We start from the raw sequence: 21,291 nt of genomic DNA on the forward strand, positions 1-21,291 counted from the left end.
GGTGTCTGAAAAGACGAATAATTAACAGCTATTGCTTTTTAGCTGACAGCGAATAGCTGCTAACAACTATCCGCACAGCCCTCACAAGGTCAACCGCTTTTAATGGCAAGCTCAATCATATCAGCGATGATGTGCTGATCACTTACAAGCTCATCATTTCCTTAAATTTCACAGCCTGCCGGCGGCTCACTTCAATTTTTTCCCCGCCCCGCATTTCTAGCAACAACCCTCCATTAAAATAGGTATCAATCTTCTCAATCATCCGGAGATTCACAATATGCTTACGGTTAGCCCGGAAAAATGTCCGCTCGTCGAGCCGTTCTTCAAGTGCATTTAACGATTTTAAGATCAATGGCTTATTCGTTTCAAAATACACACGGGCATAGTTGCCTACGCTTTCAAAAAGACGGATCTCCTGCAATTTTACAAACCAGCAACGGTCTCCGTCTTTTACAAAAACCTGGTCGTTCTCAGACAACAAGGAACGTATGCCACCTGTGGCTGCGATACGGTCTTTCTCATCTTGCTGATGCAACTTATGGATAGCATCTGCCAGGCGCTTAGGCTCTATGGGCTTCAACAAATAATCCAGCGCATTATATTCAAACGCCTTTAACGCATACTCGTCGTATGCAGTGGTAAAAATCACCTGTGGCGACTTCTCCAGCTCTGCCAACAGGTCGAAACCCGTTTTATCCGGCATTTGGATATCCAGGAAGAGTAAGTCAGGATGCAGTGATTCTATTTTTTCTATACCATCCTTCGCGTTCACAGCTTCTCCTACCACCACTATTTCCGGGTGATCCGCCAGTAATTTTTTCAGCTCACTTCTGGCCAGGCGTTCATCATCTATTATCAATGCTTTTTTCATTGGCAATATGAAGTTTGGTTGATGATTTGAATTTGATTTAAACAATTACTATAGCCCATCATCTTCAGGATATAGCCGTTTCTATAACAAGTGTGATCAGAGTAAAGGCATAATAACGGTAGCCTCCACTGTTTGTTCATCTTTATTCCTGATTTCAAAGGATGCCCGGTTGCCAAACAACAAGCTCAGCCTTTGTCTGGTGCTTTGTAGTCCGAAACCATTGCCTTTGGTACCATTTTCTATTAATTGTCCGGTATTTTCGATGGTAATAACGTGCTGCATGCCTTTCAGAGAGGAATTAATATACACCGATCCTCCCATAATAATGCGGGAAATACCGTGTTTAATAGCATTTTCCACTAATGTTTGCAACATCATCGGAGGCACCTGCAACTCTAGTGTATCCGGGTCAATTTCATATTTTACATTCAAACGTTCCTCAAAACGGATATGTTCTAATGCAAGGTAATCCTTTACTATATTTAATTCATTTTCCAGGCTCACTGTTTCCGCTTTCTCTGTTTGCATAGAGCTCCGCAAAATATTAGACAGCTCGGTGATAGCCGTTCTTGCCCGCTGCGGGTTTTCATCTATCAATGCCCGGATACTATTCAGCGCATTAAAAATAAAATGAGGGTTCAATTGGGCTTTGATCGTTTTCAGTTCCAGCTCCTTTACAGTGGTTTCCAACTTTAGCTGATCTACCTGGGCGCTCCTGTTACGCTCAATATAATGCCAGATATAATAGATCATCCACCATACAAAGGAAAGTACAAAATCTGATACCAGATCTTTGATAACACCGGTGATAAGATCCCGCCGGGTATAGTCGAAGATGAAGTACATCAATGAATAATAGCTAATATACAAGGTGAGCGCCGTACCGGCTACCATGGCAAAAAACAGTAATATTTGCCTTTCCATCGTATATACTACCCAATTCCGTTTATTGATCAAAGTACGGAATAAGTGTGTAGATAATATACCTAAAACAATGAATATTAAAAGGTTAACAGCATCCGACAGTTTAAACCCCGATCTGTCCATCGTGTTGTAGTAGAAGCAGTTCAACACAAAATATACCAACCAACCCAAAATCTGGCACCACCAATATTTGTTTATCCTTTTAAACATTCAATCAAATTAGTAAACTTCACCTATATTCCAAAAATACCCTTCCACACTGCGCGTTTAAACCTAAATGTTATAAATGGTGAATCAAAACCGTAAATGGCAGATCACTGCGGCCGAATGGCACTCATTTTCCTGTTGCCAGATCCGGATTTACCACTTATTTTTATGTAATTTTGTTACTTCATATAAACCCTGAGCTATTATGAATATAAAGGCAGGTCAACTGTTAAGCCAGATAGAATATCCCGCTGATTTGCGCAAGCTGAATAAAGAACAGCTTCACCAGGTGTGTGAAGAGCTACGTCAATACATTATTGATGTAGTGAGTGTTCATGGTGGCCATTTTGCGGCCAGCCTGGGAGTGGTGGAACTAACAGTCGCTTTGCATTATGTTTTCAATACCCCTTACGACCAACTGGTATGGGACGTAGGCCACCAGGCTTATGGCCACAAAATACTGACCGGTCGCCGGGAAGCATTTCCTACCAACAGGAAATACAAAGGGATCAGCGGATTCCCTAAAAGGGATGAAAGCCGTTACGATACTTTCGGGGTTGGGCACTCGTCTACTTCTATTTCCGCCGCATTGGGTATGGCCATGGCTTCCCATTACAAAGGAGAATTCGACCGTCAGCATATCGCCGTTATCGGCGATGGTGCCATGACAGCCGGTATGGCCTTCGAAGCGCTGAACCACGCCGGTGTTGCCGGAGCCAATGTGCTGATCATCCTCAACGATAACTGCATGTCCATAGATCCAAATGTGGGTGCACTCAAAGAATACCTGACAGACATCACCACTTCCCCCACCTATAACAAGGTGCGCGACGATGTGTGGAACCTGCTGGGTAAACTACCGGTAGGCAAAAAATTTACCCGGGACATGGCCTCTAAACTGGAAGCCAGTCTCAAAGGAGTGGTTTCTAAATCCAGTAACCTCTTCGAAGCACTGCAAATGCGCTATTTTGGCCCTATCGATGGCCATAATATCGTAAAGCTCGCCGATACCCTGCAAGACCTGAAGGATATCCCCGGCCCTAAGCTGCTGCATATCGTTACCACTAAAGGTAAAGGCTATGCCCTCGCAGAAAAGGACCAAACCACCTGGCACGCACCAGGATTATTCGATAAAATTACCGGCGAAATATTCAAAAAACCGGTCACCAGCCCGCAACCACCTAAATACCAGGACGTTTTCGGGCATACTATTATTGAGCTCGCTGAACAAAACGATAAAATCATCGGTATCACTCCCGCCATGCCCTCCGGCTCCTCCCTCAAATTCATGATGGAAAAGATGCCACAAAGGGCATTCGATGTAGGTATCTGTGAGCAACATGCCGTTACCCTGTCTGCCGGTATGGCCACCCAGGGCATGCGCGTGTTCTGTACTATCTATTCTTCCTTCTTCCAACGCGCTTTTGATCAGGCAGTACATGATGTGGCCATCCAAAAACTGCCGGTAATATTCTGCCTCGATAGAGCCGGACTGGTGGGAGAAGACGGACCTACCCACCATGGCGCCTACGATATTGCCTATATGCGCAGTATCCCCAATGTGATCATCAGCTCCCCCATGAACGAAGAAGAATTGCGGAACCTGATGTATAGCGCACAACTGCCGGAAAATGATACGCCTTATGTCATCCGCTACCCACGTGGCCAGGGCGTTATGCCCGAATGGCGCATGCCATTTAAAGCCATTAAAGTAGGTACCGGCCGTAAAATCCGCGACGGTAAAGACATTGCGATCCTCTCCCTCGGACATGCCGGTAACTTCGTAACAGAAGCCTGCAAAGAACTGCTCGGAGATGGCCTGCAACCTGCCCACTATGATATGCGCTTTGTAAAACCTCTCGATGAAGCCCTGTTACACGAAATCTTCCAGTCGTTCGACAAAGTGATCACGGTAGAAGATGGTACCATTGTAGGCGGCTTCGGCAGCGCAGTGATAGAGTTCATGGCATCCAATAATTACAGGGCTACCGTAAAACGGTTAGGCATCCCCGACAGAATCGTGGAACATGGCAAACCGGAAGAACTATACCGTGAATGCGGCTTCGATGCTGCCGGCATCGCCCAGGCTACCCGGGATATGCTGCGCGAAAAAATTACTGTTACTATTTAATTACATCTAGATATTAGTGGCTGACTAAACCACTGCTAACTTTTGGTCAGCCACTTTACTTTTCTGTCATGTACTTTCAGTTCAGGATCACCGATATCATACGCGAAACCAGCGGTACATATACCTATCAACTGGAAAACACTACCCATACGCCACTTGCATATCTTCCCGGGCAGTTCCTGACCTTCCTCATCACTCTCCATAACAAAGAATACCGGCGCTCTTATTCCTTTAGCTCTACTCCTGGTGTAGATCCATTTATGTCGGTTACCATCCGCGAAAAAGAAAATGGCGAAATATCCCGGCATATCATCCGTACCTGGAAAAAAGGAGAACTGGTTACCGCACTGGAACCTTCTGGTCGCTTTACCTATGAAGACCGGCAAGGTGGTAAAAAAGATCTATTTCTGCTGGCGGCAGGAAGCGGTATTACGCCCATTTTTTCCTTGCTGAAACAGCTCCTCACACAAGACCCGGAAGCGCACGTAAAGCTTATCTACAGCAACAGCACACCGGAAAATGCTATCTTTTACCAACAACTACAACAATGGCAGGAGCAATATCCACTACAATTGCAATGCATCTTCCTGTTTAGTAATGACCCCGATAACCACCACACCTACAGAAGGCTCAATAACCTACTGCTGGAACAACTGGTAAAAACGCACTTGCACTACCAGCCACAGGATGCACAGTTTTTCCTTTGCGGCCCGCCGGATTATATGCGTACCATCCTGCTCACTCTCACCTTTATGGGTTTCAGGGAAACGCAGCTCCACAAAGAAAATTTTGTGGTAAATACCGATATCCGGATCGCAAAAACTCCCCTTCCCACAGACCATCATCTCAAAAAAGTATTCATACGCCTCAAAAACGAGGAATATCAACTACAGGTGCCTGGCGATGAAACCATTCTGAACAACGCCCTCCAAAATAATGTACTGCTGCCTTATAGTTGCAAGGGTGGCGTATGCGGCTCCTGTACTGCGCTATGTGTAAGCGGAAAAGTATGGATGCCCGTAAATGAAGTGCTCACCGATAAAGAACTTGCCGAAGGCCTGGTACTCACCTGTGTTGGATACCCAGTAAGTGAGGAGGTAATACTAGAATTTTAACTAATAGTAATATACAATTATTTGCCTATCAATTCAATTTGAATAGAATTTTTGCATTGCTGAAAAATTCGTTAAATTTTCACTAAATCCCATGTGATGCAGAATGCCCCGCTAAAAATGATGAGTATAATACTGTTGTTTGTAGTGATCTCAATTAACAGTTATTTACTGATTAAACTTCCTGCTGAGTACGCCCTATGGATCACCGGCACGCTATTATTGTTGGTGGTTGCATGCTTGTTGGTACTCATTTCCAGTTCTTGGTTCCGTAAACGTTCTTTACAGTTCGAACAACTGTTTAATGAATATCCGATTCCCATGTGGATCTATGAAAAAGATACCATGCGCTTTTTATCCGTTAATAATGCCGCTATCAGGAAATATGGCTACAGCAGAAAAGAATTCCTGAACATGACCATAAAAGATATCCATAACCAGGAAGATATTTCATTGCTCATAGAAAACACTACTGAACATTATACAATGGATGCCGAATACAGCGGTATCTGGCAACACCATAAAAAAGATGGCCATAATTTCTTTGTGGAAATATATTCGTTGCCAGCTGTTTATTATGGTAAAACAGCACGGTTTATTATGTCGAAGGATGTAGACGCACAGGTAAAGGCTGCCCGGCAAGCACAAGAACTCGGCAAGCGGTATGAATTACTGGCCCAGGCCACCAACGACGCCGTATACGATAAAGATTTGCTCACCAACAGCGTTACCTGGAATCACGGCCTGTCAGACCTGTTCCGGCACAATAACAGCCCCGATACCGACCTGGTACAGTGGTGGCAAGAAAACATACATGCGGCAGATTACAGAAGAATAATGGGCTCCCTGGAAAAAAGTATAGCTGCCCGTTCTAATTTCTGGTCGGAAGAATACCGTTTCCGGTGTGCAGATGGTTGCTATAAATATGTGATAGACCGCGCCTTCATTATGTACGAAAACAATGTACCCCTAAGAATGATAGGCATCATACATGATATCGACAAACATGTGAAACAAGCCCGGCTACTGGAAGAACAAAATAAAACCCTGAAAGAAATTGCCTGGATCAATTCGCATGAAATCCGCCGGCCGGTAGTGTCTATACTCAGTATTACTGACCTGTTCGACAAAAGCAACCAGGACAGCCATCTTAACTCACAACTTATGGAATGGTTATATGAATCCACACAACAGCTGGATAACATCATCCATAAAATAGAGCATAAAGTGAAACAGTTACAATGAGATTATACATTGGCTGGCATAAAGTGGTTGAAGTCATCTTTCAACGCAACAAATAATTCCTGGAAGGTTTCCATACGGCGCTGTATGGCATGAAAATTATCTACCGGCCTATCGTTGTGGACTATCATTGCCGATGCCGGTGATATGCTTTTTGCACACTGCTTAATATCGTGATGCATTTCATCTGCAACTTCCTGCTGGCGCAACAAACGGTTCTCAAAACGCTCTACCTGGGTCATAATATCTTTGGAAGCCTTACTAAGTTCTATTTGCTCCAATCGCTCACGCATTAATTTTACTTCATCTCTTACTTCATTCACTTCTTCTTTCCAGGAGTTCAGTTGCTGCAATTCTTCGGAGGGAGAGGTCGTTTCCATGGTGTATAGATTTACAATGACGATGAAAAAAATTACTCATCAAACCCAACGTTACTGTCAATATCCCTTTGCTAACCTAAGTTACAATTTTTGCAGGTAGCCAGCAAACTCCGGAAAAAAGGCCATTGCTTCCAATATACCACCGGCACCAGATCGCTTTGCCTGTAGTACATGTGGCATACCGGTAGTAAGCCTGCTTAATTCGGGCTCCGAATTACCCACTACCACGCCTTTAAACCCACTGGTATACAAAGTGTAATCGTTCATGGAATCGCCGGCTACCAATACCTGCCGGTGCGGCAAAGACAATACCTGTAATAATTGCTGCAACGTAAACCCTTTATTAACGCCCCTTGGCAATATATCCAGGTATTTACCTGCCGACAAAAGCAAGTCGCACTGCAGCGAATCAGCTATCTGCCTGGCGCCCGTAATATCTGTGCCTTCGTCATAAAAATAGGAACAACGGTATTGTTGCTCAGCCTCTTGATGCAACAAACCTTTTACGGCTTTCAACTTTTCACGGATAGTATCCCCTGCCCAACGGGCAGCAATCAGAGATTGCACTGGTTCTACTGCCGTCATAGAAGCCAGGTGCGTTACGGTAGCGCCTACATCACAGATAATATAAGCTGGCCGGGGTAAAGCAGTATCTTCCAACAGCGTGAGCACGCTACGTACGCCCCTACCGGTTACAAATACCAGCTGTATATTCTTTTGCTGATGCAATAAGGTATAAAGTTGTGCTTTATCTTCGGCAGTACCTCCTAAAAAAGTGCCATCCAGATCGGTAGCCAATAACATAGGTTGTTCCATAATGTTTTTAAAAGTAAGCAAAAAAGATCAGCCTTACAGCCGATCTTTTTTGCTTAACGGGTTAGTATATATCGCGTATAATTATTGTAACATTGGTACATCTATCAACAAAAACTCTGCCGGTTTAATGACTTCAATAGTAGCACTATCATAATCCGATAATCCAATTGCATCACGGGTATGCAGCACTTCACCGGCAACATTCAATTCTCCGCTGAGCACAAACAGGTAACTGCCGGCGCCTTGAAATTTAGGGGTGATATCCAGCGTTTTTCCGGCGTCGAATTTACCCAGCGAAAACCAGGCATCCTGGTGCAGCCAGAGGGCCGACTTGTCTGGCGAAATCAACACCTGTAGCCTATTTTCCCGACCGGCAGGGTCAAATGTCTGCTGATCGTAGCGGGGTGTTACGTTTCTTTCATTAGGTATCACCCATATCTGCAGAAAGCTAACATCGTCAGTTTTCGAAGCATTGAATTCTGAATGCACAACACCTGTACCTGCACTCATTACCTGTATATCGTTCTTACGGATTACTTCTTGCTTACCTGTATTATCACGGTGCTCCAGCGAGCCATCCAACACAATAGACACAATTTCCATATTATCGTGGGGGTGGGCGCCAAAACCCATTCCGCCTTTTACTTGGTCATCATTCAGTACGCGGAGCGCGCCAAAATGAATCCTTTCCGGATCGTAGTAACTGGCAAAACTAAATGTATGATGACTCTTTAACCAACCATGATTGGCATATCCCCTGGTATTTGCACAATGAATGATTTTTTTCATAACAACTCCTTTATTTTAATGATACAAATATCGCCATAAAGGCAGGGGCCGGGAATGGATGATCCGTTGAAAAACATGGACAAAAAAATACGGACCAGCCTTATGCCGATCCGTATTTTCAAAAATGTATATCAGCTGATTTACACCAGGGTTGCTGCCGATGTGATCGCAGCATTCAGTACTTTACTTACCGGACAATTTGCTTCTGCATCTTTTACAAATTCAGCAAACTTATCGGCATCCAGTCCTGGTACGCTAGCTTTTACTTCCAGGTGGCTGGAGGTAATTGCACCGTTTTCAAGCGTAATAGTGCATTTGGTATCAATGCTGCCTGGAGTAAAACCAGCGCCAGTGATCACAAAACTCAGCTTCATAGTAAAGCAACCAGCATGTGCAGCGGCAATCAGTTCTTCAGGGTTAGTGCCAATACCGTCTTCAAAACGGCTGCTGAAAGAGTACTGGGTTTCATTTAATACGGTAGACTGGGTAGTTAAAGTCCCTTTACCTTCTTTACCGGTACCTTGCCAATTGGCAGTTGCAAATCTTTTCATGTTAATTTTTTATTTTTTCTAGTTAGAAAAATCAGTGCAGAGGCCTCAAATTACAAATTAATCGGGAAATTAAAGCAGCGAAGCCTCTGAGAGGCAAATACAAAAAGGGCTGCCTCATATAATGAGGCAGCCCCGAACATGGTCCTGGCCATTGATCCCTAAATCATTTCTATTAATTCGTCCATTGGCTTGCGTACTTTCTTTGCATGTTGAAACACATCTTCTTCTGCTCTGAAACCTATTGCAGCAATCACTACTGCAGCCAACCCTTTTTCTTTGAGTCCTAAAATTTCGTCATATGCAGCAGCGTCGAAGCCTTCCATAGGACAGGCATCAATGCCTTCCACTGCAGCGGCAGTGAGCAAGGTACCCAGTGCAAGATAAGCCTGCTTAGAGGTCCATACTGCTGCGCCTTCTTCACTTAACTGGTTCACAGTGCCTTTCATCACACCTGCAAAACCGTCTAATTCTGAATGAGCTATATTACGCGTTGCCGCTATATTATTCGTATAATCATCTACGTGAGATTCGCTCAGATGAGCATACCTGGCAAAAACTACTAACTGGGAAGCATCTGTAATCTGTGGTTGATTATAGGAAGCCGCTCTCAGTTGTTCACGTACAGCCGGGTTTTCGATAACCAGTATTTTATATGGCTGTAAGCCATAAGCTGATGCCGACAGTCTGGTTGCGGCAATCAGTTTATCCAGCTGCGCTTCACTTAATTTCTTAGCTGGATTAAATTTCTTAACGGCATAACGCCATTCCAGTTTATTGAGAATATCCATTATCCTATTTTACGGAGCAGGCCCCTTATACCTCCATGTCATGTGTAATGCCTGGCCTGCTCCATTAATGTTTTTTGTTATTGTTTGATCATCTGCACGCTAGCCAGCAATTTCACTTCGTCGCTCAGCAGCAAACCACCGGTTTCTGTTGTAGCGTGGAAAGTTAAACCGAAATCTTTACGGTTGATCTTACCAGTTAACTCAAATCCTGCTTTAGTTTGGCCATATGGATCTACTACTTCACCACCGTACTCTACATTCAGTTCTACCGGACGGGTATTGTCGCGGATCGTTAAATCACCGATCAGTTTGTAGTTTTCTGCGTCAATTTTCTTTACTTCTTTAGAAACAAAAACCAGTTTAGGGTATTTTTCTACTTCAAAGAAATCAGCAGCCAGCAGGTGTTGGTCGCGTTGTGCATTCTGAGTAGAAATACTGTTGATATCTGCTTCAAAAGTTACTTTAGCATCAGCGAAATCGCCATTAGCGCTTTCCATAGTACCATCAAATTTTGCAAACTGACCTGTTACGGTTGTAATCATCAGATGCTTTACTTTAAATTGTACATCACTGTGTGCGGGATCAATTTTCCAGGTTGTCATATAATTTATTGTTTTTAGTATTATTTATTAATGAAGAATATTAACTCAATTTAAATAGCCCATTTTTCCGCTGTTGTAATCATCGATAGCGGTTCTGATTTCTTCTTCTGTATTCATTACAAAAGGACCATAAGCGAAAATAGGCTCATTGATTGGCTCTCCGCTCAGCAGCAGGAGGGAAGTATCCTCCAGGGCAGTTATCACGATCGTTGTGCCTTCCTGCTCGAATAGGGCGGTTTGTACGCCTTTTACGGGTTGGCCATTGATGCTGGCCTCTCCCTGAAACACAACTACTACTGTGTTAAAGTGCTCAGGCACTTCCAAAGTAACGCTGTCCTCTTTTTTTAAACGGACGTCCAGCACGTTTACCGGTGAAAAAGTGCTGGCTGCGCCTTTAACGCCATTATGCTCACCTGCAATTACCCTTATGTAGCTCTCATCGCTTACCTTCACTACCGGGATAGCTGCTTTGGTAAGGTTCTGATAAGCAGGCGGGTTGTTTTTGAAAGCTTTTGGAAGATTTACCCACAACTGGGCAAATTCTGCCTTTCCACCTGTTTTTGTAAATGCTTCACTATATTTTTCTTCATGTAAAATACCTCCAGCGGCGGTCATCCATTGCACATCGCCCGGATACAGTTGCCCCTGGCTTCCAGTAGAATCACGGTGTTCCAGCTCTCCCTGGTATACAATAGTTACAGTTTCAAAGCCTTTATGCGGATGCTCTCCAACACCACGCGGCCTTACGCTAGGTGGAATATAGTTGGGAGCGGCATAATCCATCATAATAAACGGGCTGATCCGGTTGTTTTCAGAACGGGTGCCACCGGGTAAGGTACTTTGTACCCGGAAACCGTCGCCTACCATGTGGGGAGCGGCAGCGATCACTATCTGGCTTACATGTTTTTGCTTATTCATATATTTTGCCTCCTAAGACAGTGCAAAAATAAATGTTACAACACCATTTAAAATGGATAAAACACTGCTAGTGATGGACTTTTTTTTCTGGAGTGAGAAAACCCCGGTATGTGCACTTATTAAAATCAAGCTGAAGGCCCAATGGAAGTACGGGCAGCTTCTTTAAACTCAGAAGGGCTCTGGTTGGTATACTTCTTGAAAAAGCGGCTGAAATAATGCGGATCATCGAAACCCAGCTTATAGGCAATTTCTTTGGCCGTAAGGTCTGTATTGTACAGATAACGTTGCGCTTCCAGGATCACCCGGTTACGGATATGCTCTCCGGCAGTAATACCAGACAATTGCTTACTGATTTCATTCAGTAATACCGGTTTTATATGGAGGAGCCTGGCATAATCGGATACTGTTTTGAGTTCCTGGTACTTTTCTTCTATCAGGTTCTTAAATTTCAGGAAAATGGAGCTGTTATGCATAGCGTGCTGTTCCGGGCTAATAGCCAGGGTTTCTCCCTTAATCCGGGATGCCAGCACCAAAAAATAACGCAGCAGGCCATGTAAGGCCATTTCATATTCCGGCTCACGAAACGTCAGCTCTTTCATCATCAAATGCACAATGGCCTCTATATCGCTTTCCTGGTTATTGTTAAGGTGTATAACGCTGCTAAATTGATTATTGAAGAACAGGCCTGAGTTAATACCCGATATCTGCGACTGGTCTTTAAGACACATAAAAGCGTCACGGAAGGCGATCATATAGCCTTCAATTCTTTCTGTTGCCTGCAGATTATGTACCTGTCCGGGGGCAATAAAAAAAAGCGTATTATTTTCTACTTCATGGGTTACAGCATCAATGGTATGCAGCAGCTTTCCACTTTTAATCCAGTAAATGGTGTAAAAGTCGTGCCGGTGCGGTACTCCGATCTGGTCAAAAAAACTATCGCCCAGCTCACAAAGGCCAGACACCACAAAGTCGGGATCTACATGTGTATATTCCGGTAAAGAAACTATGCCTATATTTTCACGTTTATCAGCCATCTATTAAAACTCCTGCGGGTTCTTCCTCCCTGTTGGAAGGATCAATGTATTCAATAATAAAATTATTTCTGCCTTCTCCTACCATAATGCCCATGTGCTTCATTTGTACCAGTTCCAACATGCTGAGGAACAGGAAAATAGCATGCACCCTGTCTTTACAATGATCAAATATCTTTTCGAAAGATAACGTTCTTTCTGCCCTCGCCAGCTCTTCCATATACATGCGGGAACCTTCCATAGTGTAGTCGTATTTGTACACTACGTGCTGGGGTTTATTGTCGCGCTCCTTGATGCGCTGCAATACCTTCTCAAATGTTTTGGCGAGCTTAAACAGGGTAAGGGTCTGTACTTCGGTACCTTCACTGGTGATTTCACCGATTTCAGCCAATTCTTTGGCGATATTTCCCCTTTTAACCTGCAGCATGCGATCTGCTTCCATTTCAGCCAGCTCTGCTGCTGCCAATTTATAGCGTTTATATTCTAAAATCTTGTCTATCAATTCCATCCGCGGGTCAATTTCATTGCCCTGTTCATCCAATTCCTTGCGAGGCAAGAGCATTTTTGCCTTAATGCGCATCAAAGTAGATACAAAAAGAATGAATTCGCTTGCCAACTCAATATTCAATGATTCTATTTCATGGATATAATCCAGGAAATCCTGTGTTAGCCTATTGATAGGAATATTGTAAATATCCAGCTCATCACGTTCAATGAAGAACAGCAACAGGTCAAAGGGACCTTCAAATTGCGGTAATTTGATCTTATAAACCGGTGCTTGCTCGCTCACGTAATACGTTTAATGATGTTTTAAAAAAAATATCGCACAAGGCCATCCATTGTCTTACCCTGTGCGATACCAAAATTAACAAAAATCCGGCGAATCAGAACTTAGCGGCAAAACCTACCCCTATTACCTGCTTTACTTGCAATCGGGGCCCCATTATACCTGTTTTTTCATTTTCAAATACTTTTACATCGTCATCATAAATCATATCTACGGTCAACAAGGCGGATATCCACCGGTTCACTTTCAGTTCCAATGCGTTAGTAAAAAACACGTCTACATTCTGCGGATTATGCCTGTAATCAGAAAACAGATCCAGCCGGCCTTTATAGGCCATATTCTTAGCGAAAGTTTTTATGTAGTTGGCAGACAGGTAAGCGCCGATTTCATATCTAAAATGTGCGCCGGTATCCACACCATAGGCTCCTTGTTTAGACAAATAATCATCTGTCACAAACACCAAACGGGATGTGGCAGGAGAAAGGAATAGTGAAAACGAATTATTGGGTTTATAATCGAAACCAGGCGATACCAACACATATGCCGGGGAGAAAAATTTAGATGACAATTGTTTGGGAGCATCGGAAGAATACAGGAAACCATTGGCGAATTGTGTGCGCAGGTTTATCAGTCCGCTGAGATACCAGTGCCTGCCGATATCGTAACCATATTTAGTGGTAAGGTCTATCCGGTCGTCGCTTTTGCGGCTGCCCAAGCTGGTAGAACTGATAAAGCCATATGCCAGATCAGCCACATTGTCCCAGGAACGTCTTCCTTTGTTATAAAATGCCCAGGCATAGAGGTTAGAGCCAATGGCGAATGAAAACCTATCTCCACCTGCCGCCCAATTGGTCAAGGAACCCTGGTTGATATTCACATTAATCGTCATTCCCTTTCTCCATAGTTTAGGTATGGTGTCGGCAGGATCTTTTTTAATCTTAGCATCCGCTTCTTCTCTTGAAGTCTTCATCCAGTCGTTTTGCGCATGCAATGCCGTAACCATTAACAAACAGCATGCAATGGACAAAGTAAATTTTTTCATCAAATTGTTGTTTAAGGTGAGTATACATATAGCAAGGGCCGGCTAAAAGACTATCGGATACAGGCAGATCCACTTTAGCTTTTGGCCAGCCCCATAAGGGATACACGAAGCTGTAATTATTTTTTCTTTAATTCGTCACGGATTTGTGTCAGCAATTGCTCTGTAGTAAGCGCAGGGCCTTCATCTTTCCTTCTGGTTAGTTTATTCATGAATTTCACCAGGAGGAAAATACAAAAGGCAATAATCAGAAAATCAATCACGCTCTGAATAAAAGCGCCATAAGCAAATACCGCGATGCCTTTTGCTTTAGCATCTGCCAGTGTTTGCGCGTCTCCCTTACTCTTATCTAGCTCTATAAAATAGTCATTAAAGTTTTTTCCTTGTGTAAACAGCCCTATAAGAGGCATCAGAATATTGTCTACCAGAGATGTAACAATCTTTCCAAAAGCACCGCCAATGATAACACCCACAGCAAGATCCATTACATTGCCTTTCATGGCAAACTCTTTAAACTCTTTGATGAACGACATAATGCAAGGTTTTTTTATTGGTTAAATAAGTAAACGAAAATAAAATATAATCCCGGAACAGGTTAATTATTAATGAATTATTTCTCTAAACGGGGATATTTCATTTTGAGTGATTTTAGTGTATCCCTTAACGTTAGTGCAACTAAATATTCTTTGTACCAGTTTTGATCGGCCGGCACAATCAACCAGGGAACATCGTTACAATGATTGATAGCGTCTTCGTATGCCTCCATATATGCATCCCACAGCTTTGCTTCGGCCAGGTCTTTTTTGTTGTACTTCCACATTTTCCGGGGGTCTTCCGTGCGTTCTACCAAGCGTTGTTGCTGGGCCTCGCGGGATACATGCAGATAACATTTAATGATATGGGTATTGTTATGAACGGTCAGCAATTTTTCGAAATCATTGATCGCTTCCATCCGTTTGTATACCATTTTTTCATCGATCCATTTATGCACCCGTTGAATAAGTATATCTTCATAGTGCGAGCGGTTAAACACCTGTATCATCCCTTTGGGTGGGGCATGTAAATGTATGCGCCATAGAAAATCGTGATCCGACTCCACCTCGCTGGGTGTTTTAAAAGAATGAACCGTGCAGCCCTGCGGATTTAAAGTACCGGTAACATTTTTAATAAGGCCATCTTTACCGCTGGCATCCATTCCCTGCACTACCAGTAATATGCTGTGTTTATGCGCTGCATATAACAGATTTTGCAGTTCATTTAGTTCATCGAGGATCTCCAGGGTTTCATGCTTTACTTTATCCTTATCCAGCTTTTTGGGGGCTGAAGTGCTGATATCCGACAATTTGATCTTACCCATATCATGCATTCTTATGAATAAATTTAACGAAATCAATTCAGAAGTGTTGCAATAACATCATTTATATTTTGCTGAATAACATTGATACCTGCACCTTTGCAGCAGAAAAATAAGACTATGCACCAACGTTTCGCCCACTGGGGAGTTTTTTTGTTGTTATCTCTCACCTGGGGCAGCTCTTTTATACTGATGAAAATAGGATTGGAGTCCTTTTCTTCTTACCAGGTTGCTAGCTTAAGACTGGTAGCGGCAGGTATTGCGTTATTACCTTTCTTACCAAAAGCTTTACGGGAAACCCCTAAAAACAAACTTCCGCTGATTGCCCTTTCAGGGATATTAGGCAATGGCATTCCCGCTTTTCTTTTCTGTTTGGCAGAAACAGCATTAGACAGTTCTCTTGCTGGCATCCTTAATGCGCTTACACCGCTGATGGCACTATTATCTGGTATTATCCTTTTTCAAAGTCCCTTTAAAAAGGAACAATTAACGGGCATCTTTATAGGACTCACAGGGGTTATTTTCTTATTTACATCGAAGGGTATCAGTAACAATGGTCACTGGTCTTATGCCTTACTGGTCATCCTGGCTACGGTTAGTTATGGCATCAACATCAGCCTGGTGCATCACCAGCTCAAAGGATTCCCTTCTATTCAATTGGGGGCCATTGCGATGTTCTTCTGTGCCGTGGTTACCTTTCCCATTCTGTTGTGCAGTAATTTCTTTCCCCAATTTACCCAATCCAATGCACCATGGCGTTCTTTAGGAGCGGGCCTGGTGTTGGGGGTAATGGGTACTGGTATAGCGGCCGTATTGTTTTTTCTGTTGATCAAAAGGGCGGGGTCTGTACTGGCATCCATGGTAGCTTATGCCATTCCGTTAGTAGCGGTAGGCTGGGGATTATTAGCCCAAGAACCAATTACCTGGGTACAAGTATTGAGTATGGGGGTTATTTTGGTTGGAGTATACCTGGTGAACCAATCGAACAAGCGTTAACCAGGTAACTTTATCCAGTGTTATATACTAAAAAAGCGGAGATATCTACGATATCTCCGCTTTTTGTTTGCTGGATGGCAATTTATATCGCCATAATTTCTTTTTCTTTCGTCTCGCAATGTTTATCTACCAGCACAATATATTTGTCGGTGAGTTGTTGGATCTCTGCTTCTGCATCTTTGGCAGAATCTTCACTCAATCCGTCTTTCTGTAATTTTTTTACTCCTTCAATCGCATCCCGGCGGATATTCCGCACAGCTACTTTCGCCTGTTCCCCTTCATTGTTAACTCTTTTCACAAATTCGCGCCTGCGTTCTTCAGTGAGAGGAGGGAGGAATAACCGGATAATTACCCCGTCGTTCTGTGGATTAAGACCAATATTAGAGGCGATGATGGCCCTTTCGATGGGCTGCAGCATATTTTTCTCCCAAGGCTGTATAGTCAGGGTACGGGCATCAGCAACACTTACATTCGCTACCTGGTTAAGGGCGGTAGGCGCACCGTAATAGTCTACGTAAATGCCGTCCAGTATTTGCGGATTAGCTTTTCCTGCTCTGATTTTTGTAAGTTCCAGTTCCAGGTGCCCGATTGCTTTTTTCATCGAGTCCGCTGCCTCATCAATGATAAGCGTTAGATCATCTTGCATAACATAAATAGTTAAGTGCGTGCAAACCTACAGGTTTTCTTTTAATCATCAAAGTACGCCCTGGAATATCGCCACATAAAAGCGGCTGAGCCAGCTTTTACCAACTATATTTCTTGTAAAATTACTTATCCTGTAGCACACCCTTCGTAGTAACACGCAGGATTTTAGCGGTTTCTTTGTCTGAAGTAGCCGGAGCGGGTTGCATAACAGGTTCTGGAATTGCATTCAACGCCAGTTTCTTCCTTCTGGCCAAGTATAACATTCCGGTAAAAAAGGTAGCTGAGCCTATTACTACCAATAATAACCAGGTAACTCCCAAGCCTTGCAATATAAAGGCGCCCAGGATATAAGTAGAATTGATGGCTACAGACACTAGTGTAGTTTGCCGATGGTTCAATTTAAGATCAAGCAGATAGTGATGGATATGATTTCTGTCGGCAGAAAAAGGAGATCTTCCTTGTAACATACGGACAGCGAACACACGTAACGTATCGAATAAAGGAACAATGAGAATAGCAAATGCTACTGCTGGTGTTGCAGACACCGGCATTTTTCCTGCAGGGTTACCAGCTACATCGATGAACTTAAGAATAAGCACTGCATTTACCAAACCTATCAGTAAAGAACCTGTGTCGCCCATAAAGATACGGGCAGGAGAAATATTATAGATAAGGAAGCTTGCCAAACCACCTGCCAAAGCGAAACCAATTACAGCATAGGTAATTTCACCCACGTGCAGAAAATACGCTCCCAATACCGCACTCACGAGTAAGCCTATACTACCCGCGTGTCCATCTACACCATCGATCAGATTAAAAGCATTGATCACAACAATAAATGTAAAATAGGTGATCATCAAACTTACATTGGAAGGAAGCGCATAAATACCCATGAAACCATACATACTGGTAATTTGCAAATTACCTAGATAGATGATTGCAAAAGATGCAGCAAGCTGTCCAATCAACTTCTTTAACGGCGACAGCCCTACGATATCATCTTTCATGCCTACCATGAAAATAATAAAGAATGCTGCCATCATATATTGGAATGGTGAATTGGCCATCGCGGGGACACAGATCGCCGTTGCAATAATGAAACCAGAGAAAAAGCCGATTCCTCCAAGCGTAGGTATACGCTGTTTATGTGTTTTTCGTTCGTCCGGCTCGTCGTATAAATGTTTTAATTCCGCCACCCTGATCAGTATTGGAATAGAAAAATAGGTAACAACAAAACTTAGGACGGTAGCAATTAATACATTCTCCATTAGTGGGGCTTGATTATACAAAGATATTAATTTCAATGAAATATGAAAAGAAAGATGAAAAAAATCAAGTTTTTTAATACTTTGAAGCCGCAAAAAAAAACGTTCAACCGCCACAAATTCTACTAAATTCTGTTAGCTTTGCGGCACAAAATCAACAACTATCATGCCACAGCTCAAAGATATTGCTACCCAAATCAGACGAGATATTGTACGGATGGTACACGGGGTACAAAGCGGACATCCCGGGGGCTCTTTAGGTTGCGCGGACTTCTTGACTGCATTATACTTCAAGGTAATGGATCATCAGCCTACGCCATTTGATATGGATGGTAAAAACCAGGATCTGTTTTTCCTTTCTAACGGTCATATCTCTCCGGTATTCTATAGCGCATTAGCCCGTTCTGGTTACTTTCCCGTTCAGGAACTAAGCACTTTCCGTAAGCTAAACTCCCGCCTGCAAGGTCATCCAACTACTCATGAGCATTTACCTGGTGTGCGCATTGCTTCCGGCTCATTAGGTCAGGGTATGAGTGTGGCTATCGGCGCTGCACTTGCTAAAAAACTGAACAACGATAAAAATTTGGTATTCTCTTTACATGGTGATGGCGAACTCGAGGAAGGACAAATCTGGGAATCAGTGATGTTTGCCCCACACCATAAAGTAGATAACCTCATCATTACTGTAGACCTCAATGGCCAACAGATAGACGGTACTACCGACGATGTAGCAGGGCTCGGTGATGTAGGCGCTAAATTCGAGGTATTCGGCTGGCTGGTACTACATATGAATGGTAACGATATGGACGATGTTGTAGCTACGCTCGAAAAAGCTAAAGGACTTACTGGCCAGGGCAAACCGATCGCCATTATGATGAAAACAGTAATGGGACAAGGCGTTGACTTCATGGAAGGACACCACGAATGGCACGGTATCGCACCAAGCGACGAACAGCTGGCTAAAGCATTAGCACAACTGCCGGAAACACTCGGAGACTACTAGCAACTAGTTTACATAAGCTTAAAAAGAGGCTATTTCCTGTTTTTGCAAACATAGGAGATAGCCTCTTTTTAGCGATTAGTTATCTAGCAGCCAGATCAAGTGGCATTTAGCGAAACACCCTCTATAGCTGCCCTTCTGGCTGGATACCAGCTGGCAGCCAACCCAATAATCAGGATAGTGATAAACACCAGTAAAAAATCTACCCAATGCATACTTACCGGATAAGCATCCACGAGAAAGGAGGTGCCCTCTAATTTTATTAATCCAAAGCGCTGTTGTAACAAACAGAAAATAATTGCTAAAGCAAAGCCAAGCGCGGCACCTATACCGGCAATAATAAGCCCCTCCGCCAAAAAGATCCGCATGATCAACGATTGGCGTGCCCCCATTGCTTTTAGAATCGTAATATCCTTCTCCTTTTCAATGACCAGCATATACAACGAACCTATCATGTTGAAAGCGGCAATGATCATGATAAAACTGAGTATGATATATACCGCCCATTTTTCTGTTTGCATAATAGCATACAGCGATTGATTCTGTTCATACCGGGTTTGCACTTTATACCCTTGCCCCAACAACTGTTCCAGTTTTCCCTTTAACTCATTTTCGTTTGTCCCATACCGTGTGCTCACCTCCAACGCAGACATTTCATCTGGCTTCAATTCCAGCAGCTTCCGCAGGAACTCAATGTTAGTGATCACATATTTACTGTTGAACTCCTGTTGAATGGCAAAAGTACCCGCCGGATATAATACCCCACTGTTCAGGGCGTCTTCCGGCGTTACAAAAGCATTTACATTTCTGCGGGGAAGGTATACGGTAACGGGAGCGATGCTATGTACCACATCTACACCCAGGGCGCCTTCAAGCTCTACGCCCAGTACAGCCCGGTAAGCCACACTATCGCCAGTATCGAAACGCCCTCTTACAATATTGCTTTTTACGCCTGCTACATTGTTGTAACTGCTGTCTACTCCTTTCAATACTGCAATCGTTGGCTCATCGCCATAGCGCAATACTGCTTTTTCTTCTACAACCGCCGAATAGTGCGCCACACCAGGCACAGCAGCTATCTCCTCTAACCGGGCAGGGGAGAGTAACATCGTTTTGCCGCTGGAAGGCGCTATCTTTATTGAAGGGTAAAAAGAGGAATAAAGGGATTTCACCAATCCCTCAAAGCCATTAAACACACTCAATATCACAATGAGGGCGCCAGCTCCTACTGCAATAGCCACCACGCTTACCCAGGCGATAATATTGATAGCATTGGTTGATTTTTTAGCCCGGAAGTAACGGGAAGCAAATTGCCAAACCATGTTGTATAAATTAAGGACTATTTTTTGCCGTCCTTTATATTTGCATCATCTTCCTTGATCTTTTTGAACAACTCTTCCATTTTGAACACGTAATCTAAGGTATCATCCAGGAAGAAGCTCAGCTCAGGAATGCGGCGCAGCTGTTTGCCCAACCCAATTCCTAGCGCCTTTTTTATTTCTCCCATTCTTTCCTTGATGCGTTCCAGCATTTCAGTAGGAGCGCTTATTTTAAACATGCTCAGATACACCTTGGCTTCCAGCAGATCGGGCGTCATTTTTACAGCGGCTACAGATATCATTCCTCCGTCTACCACGTTAAACCCCATGCGCTGAAAAATACCACTGAGTTCTTCCTGCACCAGTTGTCCTATTTGTTTCTGCCTTTTAGTTTCCTGCATCTCATTCAATTTTAAACATTAGTAAAATGGCTGGTGTACAATTAAGCCTTTTTACAGCACAGCAACCTATCTCTGGCTGGCTGTGGTCAGCCTATCAAATGCGAAAATAACCATTTCCCCCGA

General features: G+C 43.4%; 23 protein-coding genes. 5 read left to right on the forward strand and 18 right to left on the reverse strand.

Annotation, left to right across the window (positions count from 1 at the left end):
- Positions 1–142 precede the first annotated feature (142 nt).
- A complete protein-coding gene (locus tag ACDQ55_RS01935) occupies positions 143–871 on the reverse strand; it encodes a LytR/AlgR family response regulator transcription factor (protein ID WP_420979352.1) in 729 nt (242 codons plus the stop codon).
- Between the two features lie 96 nt (positions 872–967).
- Positions 968–2,005 carry a sensor histidine kinase gene (locus ACDQ55_RS01940; RefSeq protein WP_420979353.1) on the reverse strand — a complete coding sequence of 346 codons (1,038 nt, stop codon included), beginning with the start codon at positions 2,003–2,005 and terminating at the stop codon, positions 968–970.
- 202 nt (positions 2,006–2,207) lie between these two features.
- Here ACDQ55_RS01940 and dxs point away from each other — a divergent pair, with 202 nt between their 5' ends.
- The 3 genes from dxs (at position 2,208) to ACDQ55_RS01955 (ending at position 6,490) form a co-directional block, all read left to right on the forward strand.
- A complete protein-coding gene (gene dxs / locus ACDQ55_RS01945; protein ID WP_420979354.1) occupies positions 2,208–4,133 on the forward strand; it encodes a 1-deoxy-D-xylulose-5-phosphate synthase in 1,926 nt (641 codons plus the stop codon).
- Between the two features lie 68 nt (positions 4,134–4,201).
- The gene (locus tag ACDQ55_RS01950; RefSeq protein ID WP_420979355.1) at positions 4,202–5,248 is read left to right on the forward strand and encodes a flavin reductase family protein; all 1,047 of its coding nucleotides are present in this window, start codon (positions 4,202–4,204) and stop codon (positions 5,246–5,248) included.
- Positions 5,249–5,365: 117 nt separating this feature from the next.
- Positions 5,366–6,490, forward strand: coding sequence for a PAS domain-containing protein (locus ACDQ55_RS01955; protein ID WP_420979356.1), 1,125 nt, complete (start codon positions 5,366–5,368; stop codon positions 6,488–6,490).
- 2 nt (positions 6,491–6,492) lie between these two features.
- Here the strand turns inward: ACDQ55_RS01955 and ACDQ55_RS01960 are convergent, their stop codons facing one another.
- The 12 genes from ACDQ55_RS01960 to ACDQ55_RS02015 form a co-directional block, all read right to left on the reverse strand.
- Positions 6,493–6,867, reverse strand: coding sequence for a hypothetical protein (locus ACDQ55_RS01960; protein WP_420979357.1), 375 nt, complete (start codon positions 6,865–6,867; stop codon positions 6,493–6,495).
- 81 nt (positions 6,868–6,948) lie between these two features.
- Entirely contained in the window at positions 6,949–7,683 is a 735-nt protein-coding gene (locus tag ACDQ55_RS01965) for an HAD-IIB family hydrolase (RefSeq protein ID WP_420979359.1), read from the reverse strand.
- Between the two features lie 81 nt (positions 7,684–7,764).
- Positions 7,765–8,472, reverse strand: a complete 708-nt coding sequence (locus tag ACDQ55_RS01970; protein ID WP_420979360.1) for a pirin family protein — start codon at positions 8,470–8,472, stop codon at positions 7,765–7,767.
- A gap of 140 nt (positions 8,473–8,612) precedes the next feature.
- The gene (locus tag ACDQ55_RS01975; protein WP_420979361.1) at positions 8,613–9,023 is read right to left on the reverse strand and encodes an OsmC family protein; all 411 of its coding nucleotides are present in this window, start codon (positions 9,021–9,023) and stop codon (positions 8,613–8,615) included.
- A gap of 158 nt (positions 9,024–9,181) precedes the next feature.
- On the reverse strand, positions 9,182–9,811 hold the full coding sequence (locus ACDQ55_RS01980) for an NAD(P)H-dependent oxidoreductase (protein ID WP_420979362.1): 630 nt from the start codon (positions 9,809–9,811) through the stop codon (positions 9,182–9,184).
- 77 nt (positions 9,812–9,888) lie between these two features.
- Positions 9,889–10,413: a YceI family protein gene (locus ACDQ55_RS01985; RefSeq protein WP_420979363.1), complete on the reverse strand. Its 525-nt coding sequence runs from the start codon at positions 10,411–10,413 to the stop codon at positions 9,889–9,891.
- Positions 10,414–10,458: 45 nt separating this feature from the next.
- On the reverse strand, positions 10,459–11,331 hold the full coding sequence (locus ACDQ55_RS01990; protein ID WP_420979364.1) for a pirin family protein: 873 nt from the start codon (positions 11,329–11,331) through the stop codon (positions 10,459–10,461).
- 125 nt (positions 11,332–11,456) lie between these two features.
- Positions 11,457–12,365, reverse strand: a complete 909-nt coding sequence (locus ACDQ55_RS01995; RefSeq protein ID WP_420979366.1) for a helix-turn-helix domain-containing protein — start codon at positions 12,363–12,365, stop codon at positions 11,457–11,459.
- The gene (locus tag ACDQ55_RS02000; RefSeq protein WP_420979368.1) at positions 12,358–13,152 is read right to left on the reverse strand and encodes a segregation and condensation protein A; all 795 of its coding nucleotides are present in this window, start codon (positions 13,150–13,152) and stop codon (positions 12,358–12,360) included. Before ACDQ55_RS02000 ends, ACDQ55_RS01995 begins: the two co-directional genes overlap by 8 nt.
- Before the next feature lie 94 nt (positions 13,153–13,246).
- Positions 13,247–14,191: a DUF3078 domain-containing protein gene (locus tag ACDQ55_RS02005; protein ID WP_420979369.1), complete on the reverse strand. Its 945-nt coding sequence runs from the start codon at positions 14,189–14,191 to the stop codon at positions 13,247–13,249.
- 116 nt (positions 14,192–14,307) lie between these two features.
- On the reverse strand, positions 14,308–14,721 hold the full coding sequence (gene mscL, locus ACDQ55_RS02010; RefSeq protein ID WP_420979370.1) for a large conductance mechanosensitive channel protein MscL: 414 nt from the start codon (positions 14,719–14,721) through the stop codon (positions 14,308–14,310).
- Between the two features lie 77 nt (positions 14,722–14,798).
- Positions 14,799–15,545 (reverse strand): PPK2 family polyphosphate kinase, encoded by a 747-nt coding sequence (locus tag ACDQ55_RS02015; protein WP_420979371.1) that lies wholly within the window; start codon positions 15,543–15,545, stop codon positions 14,799–14,801.
- 117 nt (positions 15,546–15,662) lie between these two features.
- Here ACDQ55_RS02015 and ACDQ55_RS02020 point away from each other — a divergent pair, with 117 nt between their 5' ends.
- Positions 15,663–16,538: a DMT family transporter gene (locus ACDQ55_RS02020; protein WP_420979372.1), complete on the forward strand. Its 876-nt coding sequence runs from the start codon at positions 15,663–15,665 to the stop codon at positions 16,536–16,538.
- A gap of 82 nt (positions 16,539–16,620) precedes the next feature.
- Here ACDQ55_RS02020 and frr read toward each other — a convergent pair whose 3' ends face one another.
- Positions 16,621–17,184, reverse strand: a complete 564-nt coding sequence (frr, locus tag ACDQ55_RS02025; RefSeq protein WP_420979374.1) for a ribosome recycling factor — start codon at positions 17,182–17,184, stop codon at positions 16,621–16,623.
- Between the two features lie 121 nt (positions 17,185–17,305).
- The gene (locus ACDQ55_RS02030) at positions 17,306–18,451 is read right to left on the reverse strand and encodes a glycosyltransferase family 4 protein (protein ID WP_420979375.1); all 1,146 of its coding nucleotides are present in this window, start codon (positions 18,449–18,451) and stop codon (positions 17,306–17,308) included.
- A gap of 163 nt (positions 18,452–18,614) precedes the next feature.
- Between ACDQ55_RS02030 and ACDQ55_RS02035 the strand changes: the two genes are divergently transcribed.
- Positions 18,615–19,451 carry a transketolase gene (locus ACDQ55_RS02035; RefSeq protein ID WP_420979376.1) on the forward strand — a complete coding sequence of 279 codons (837 nt, stop codon included), beginning with the start codon at positions 18,615–18,617 and terminating at the stop codon, positions 19,449–19,451.
- A gap of 95 nt (positions 19,452–19,546) precedes the next feature.
- Here the strand turns inward: ACDQ55_RS02035 and ACDQ55_RS02040 are convergent, their stop codons facing one another.
- Positions 19,547–20,770, reverse strand: a complete 1,224-nt coding sequence (locus ACDQ55_RS02040; RefSeq protein WP_420979378.1) for an FtsX-like permease family protein — start codon at positions 20,768–20,770, stop codon at positions 19,547–19,549.
- Between the two features lie 17 nt (positions 20,771–20,787).
- A complete protein-coding gene (gene rbfA, locus ACDQ55_RS02045) occupies positions 20,788–21,168 on the reverse strand; it encodes a 30S ribosome-binding factor RbfA (protein ID WP_420979379.1) in 381 nt (126 codons plus the stop codon).
- Between the last annotated feature and the right edge of the window lie 123 nt (positions 21,169–21,291).

This window comes from Chitinophaga sp. 30R24, from assembly GCF_049056765.1.
Lineage (GTDB): Bacteria > Bacteroidota > Bacteroidia > Chitinophagales > Chitinophagaceae > Chitinophaga.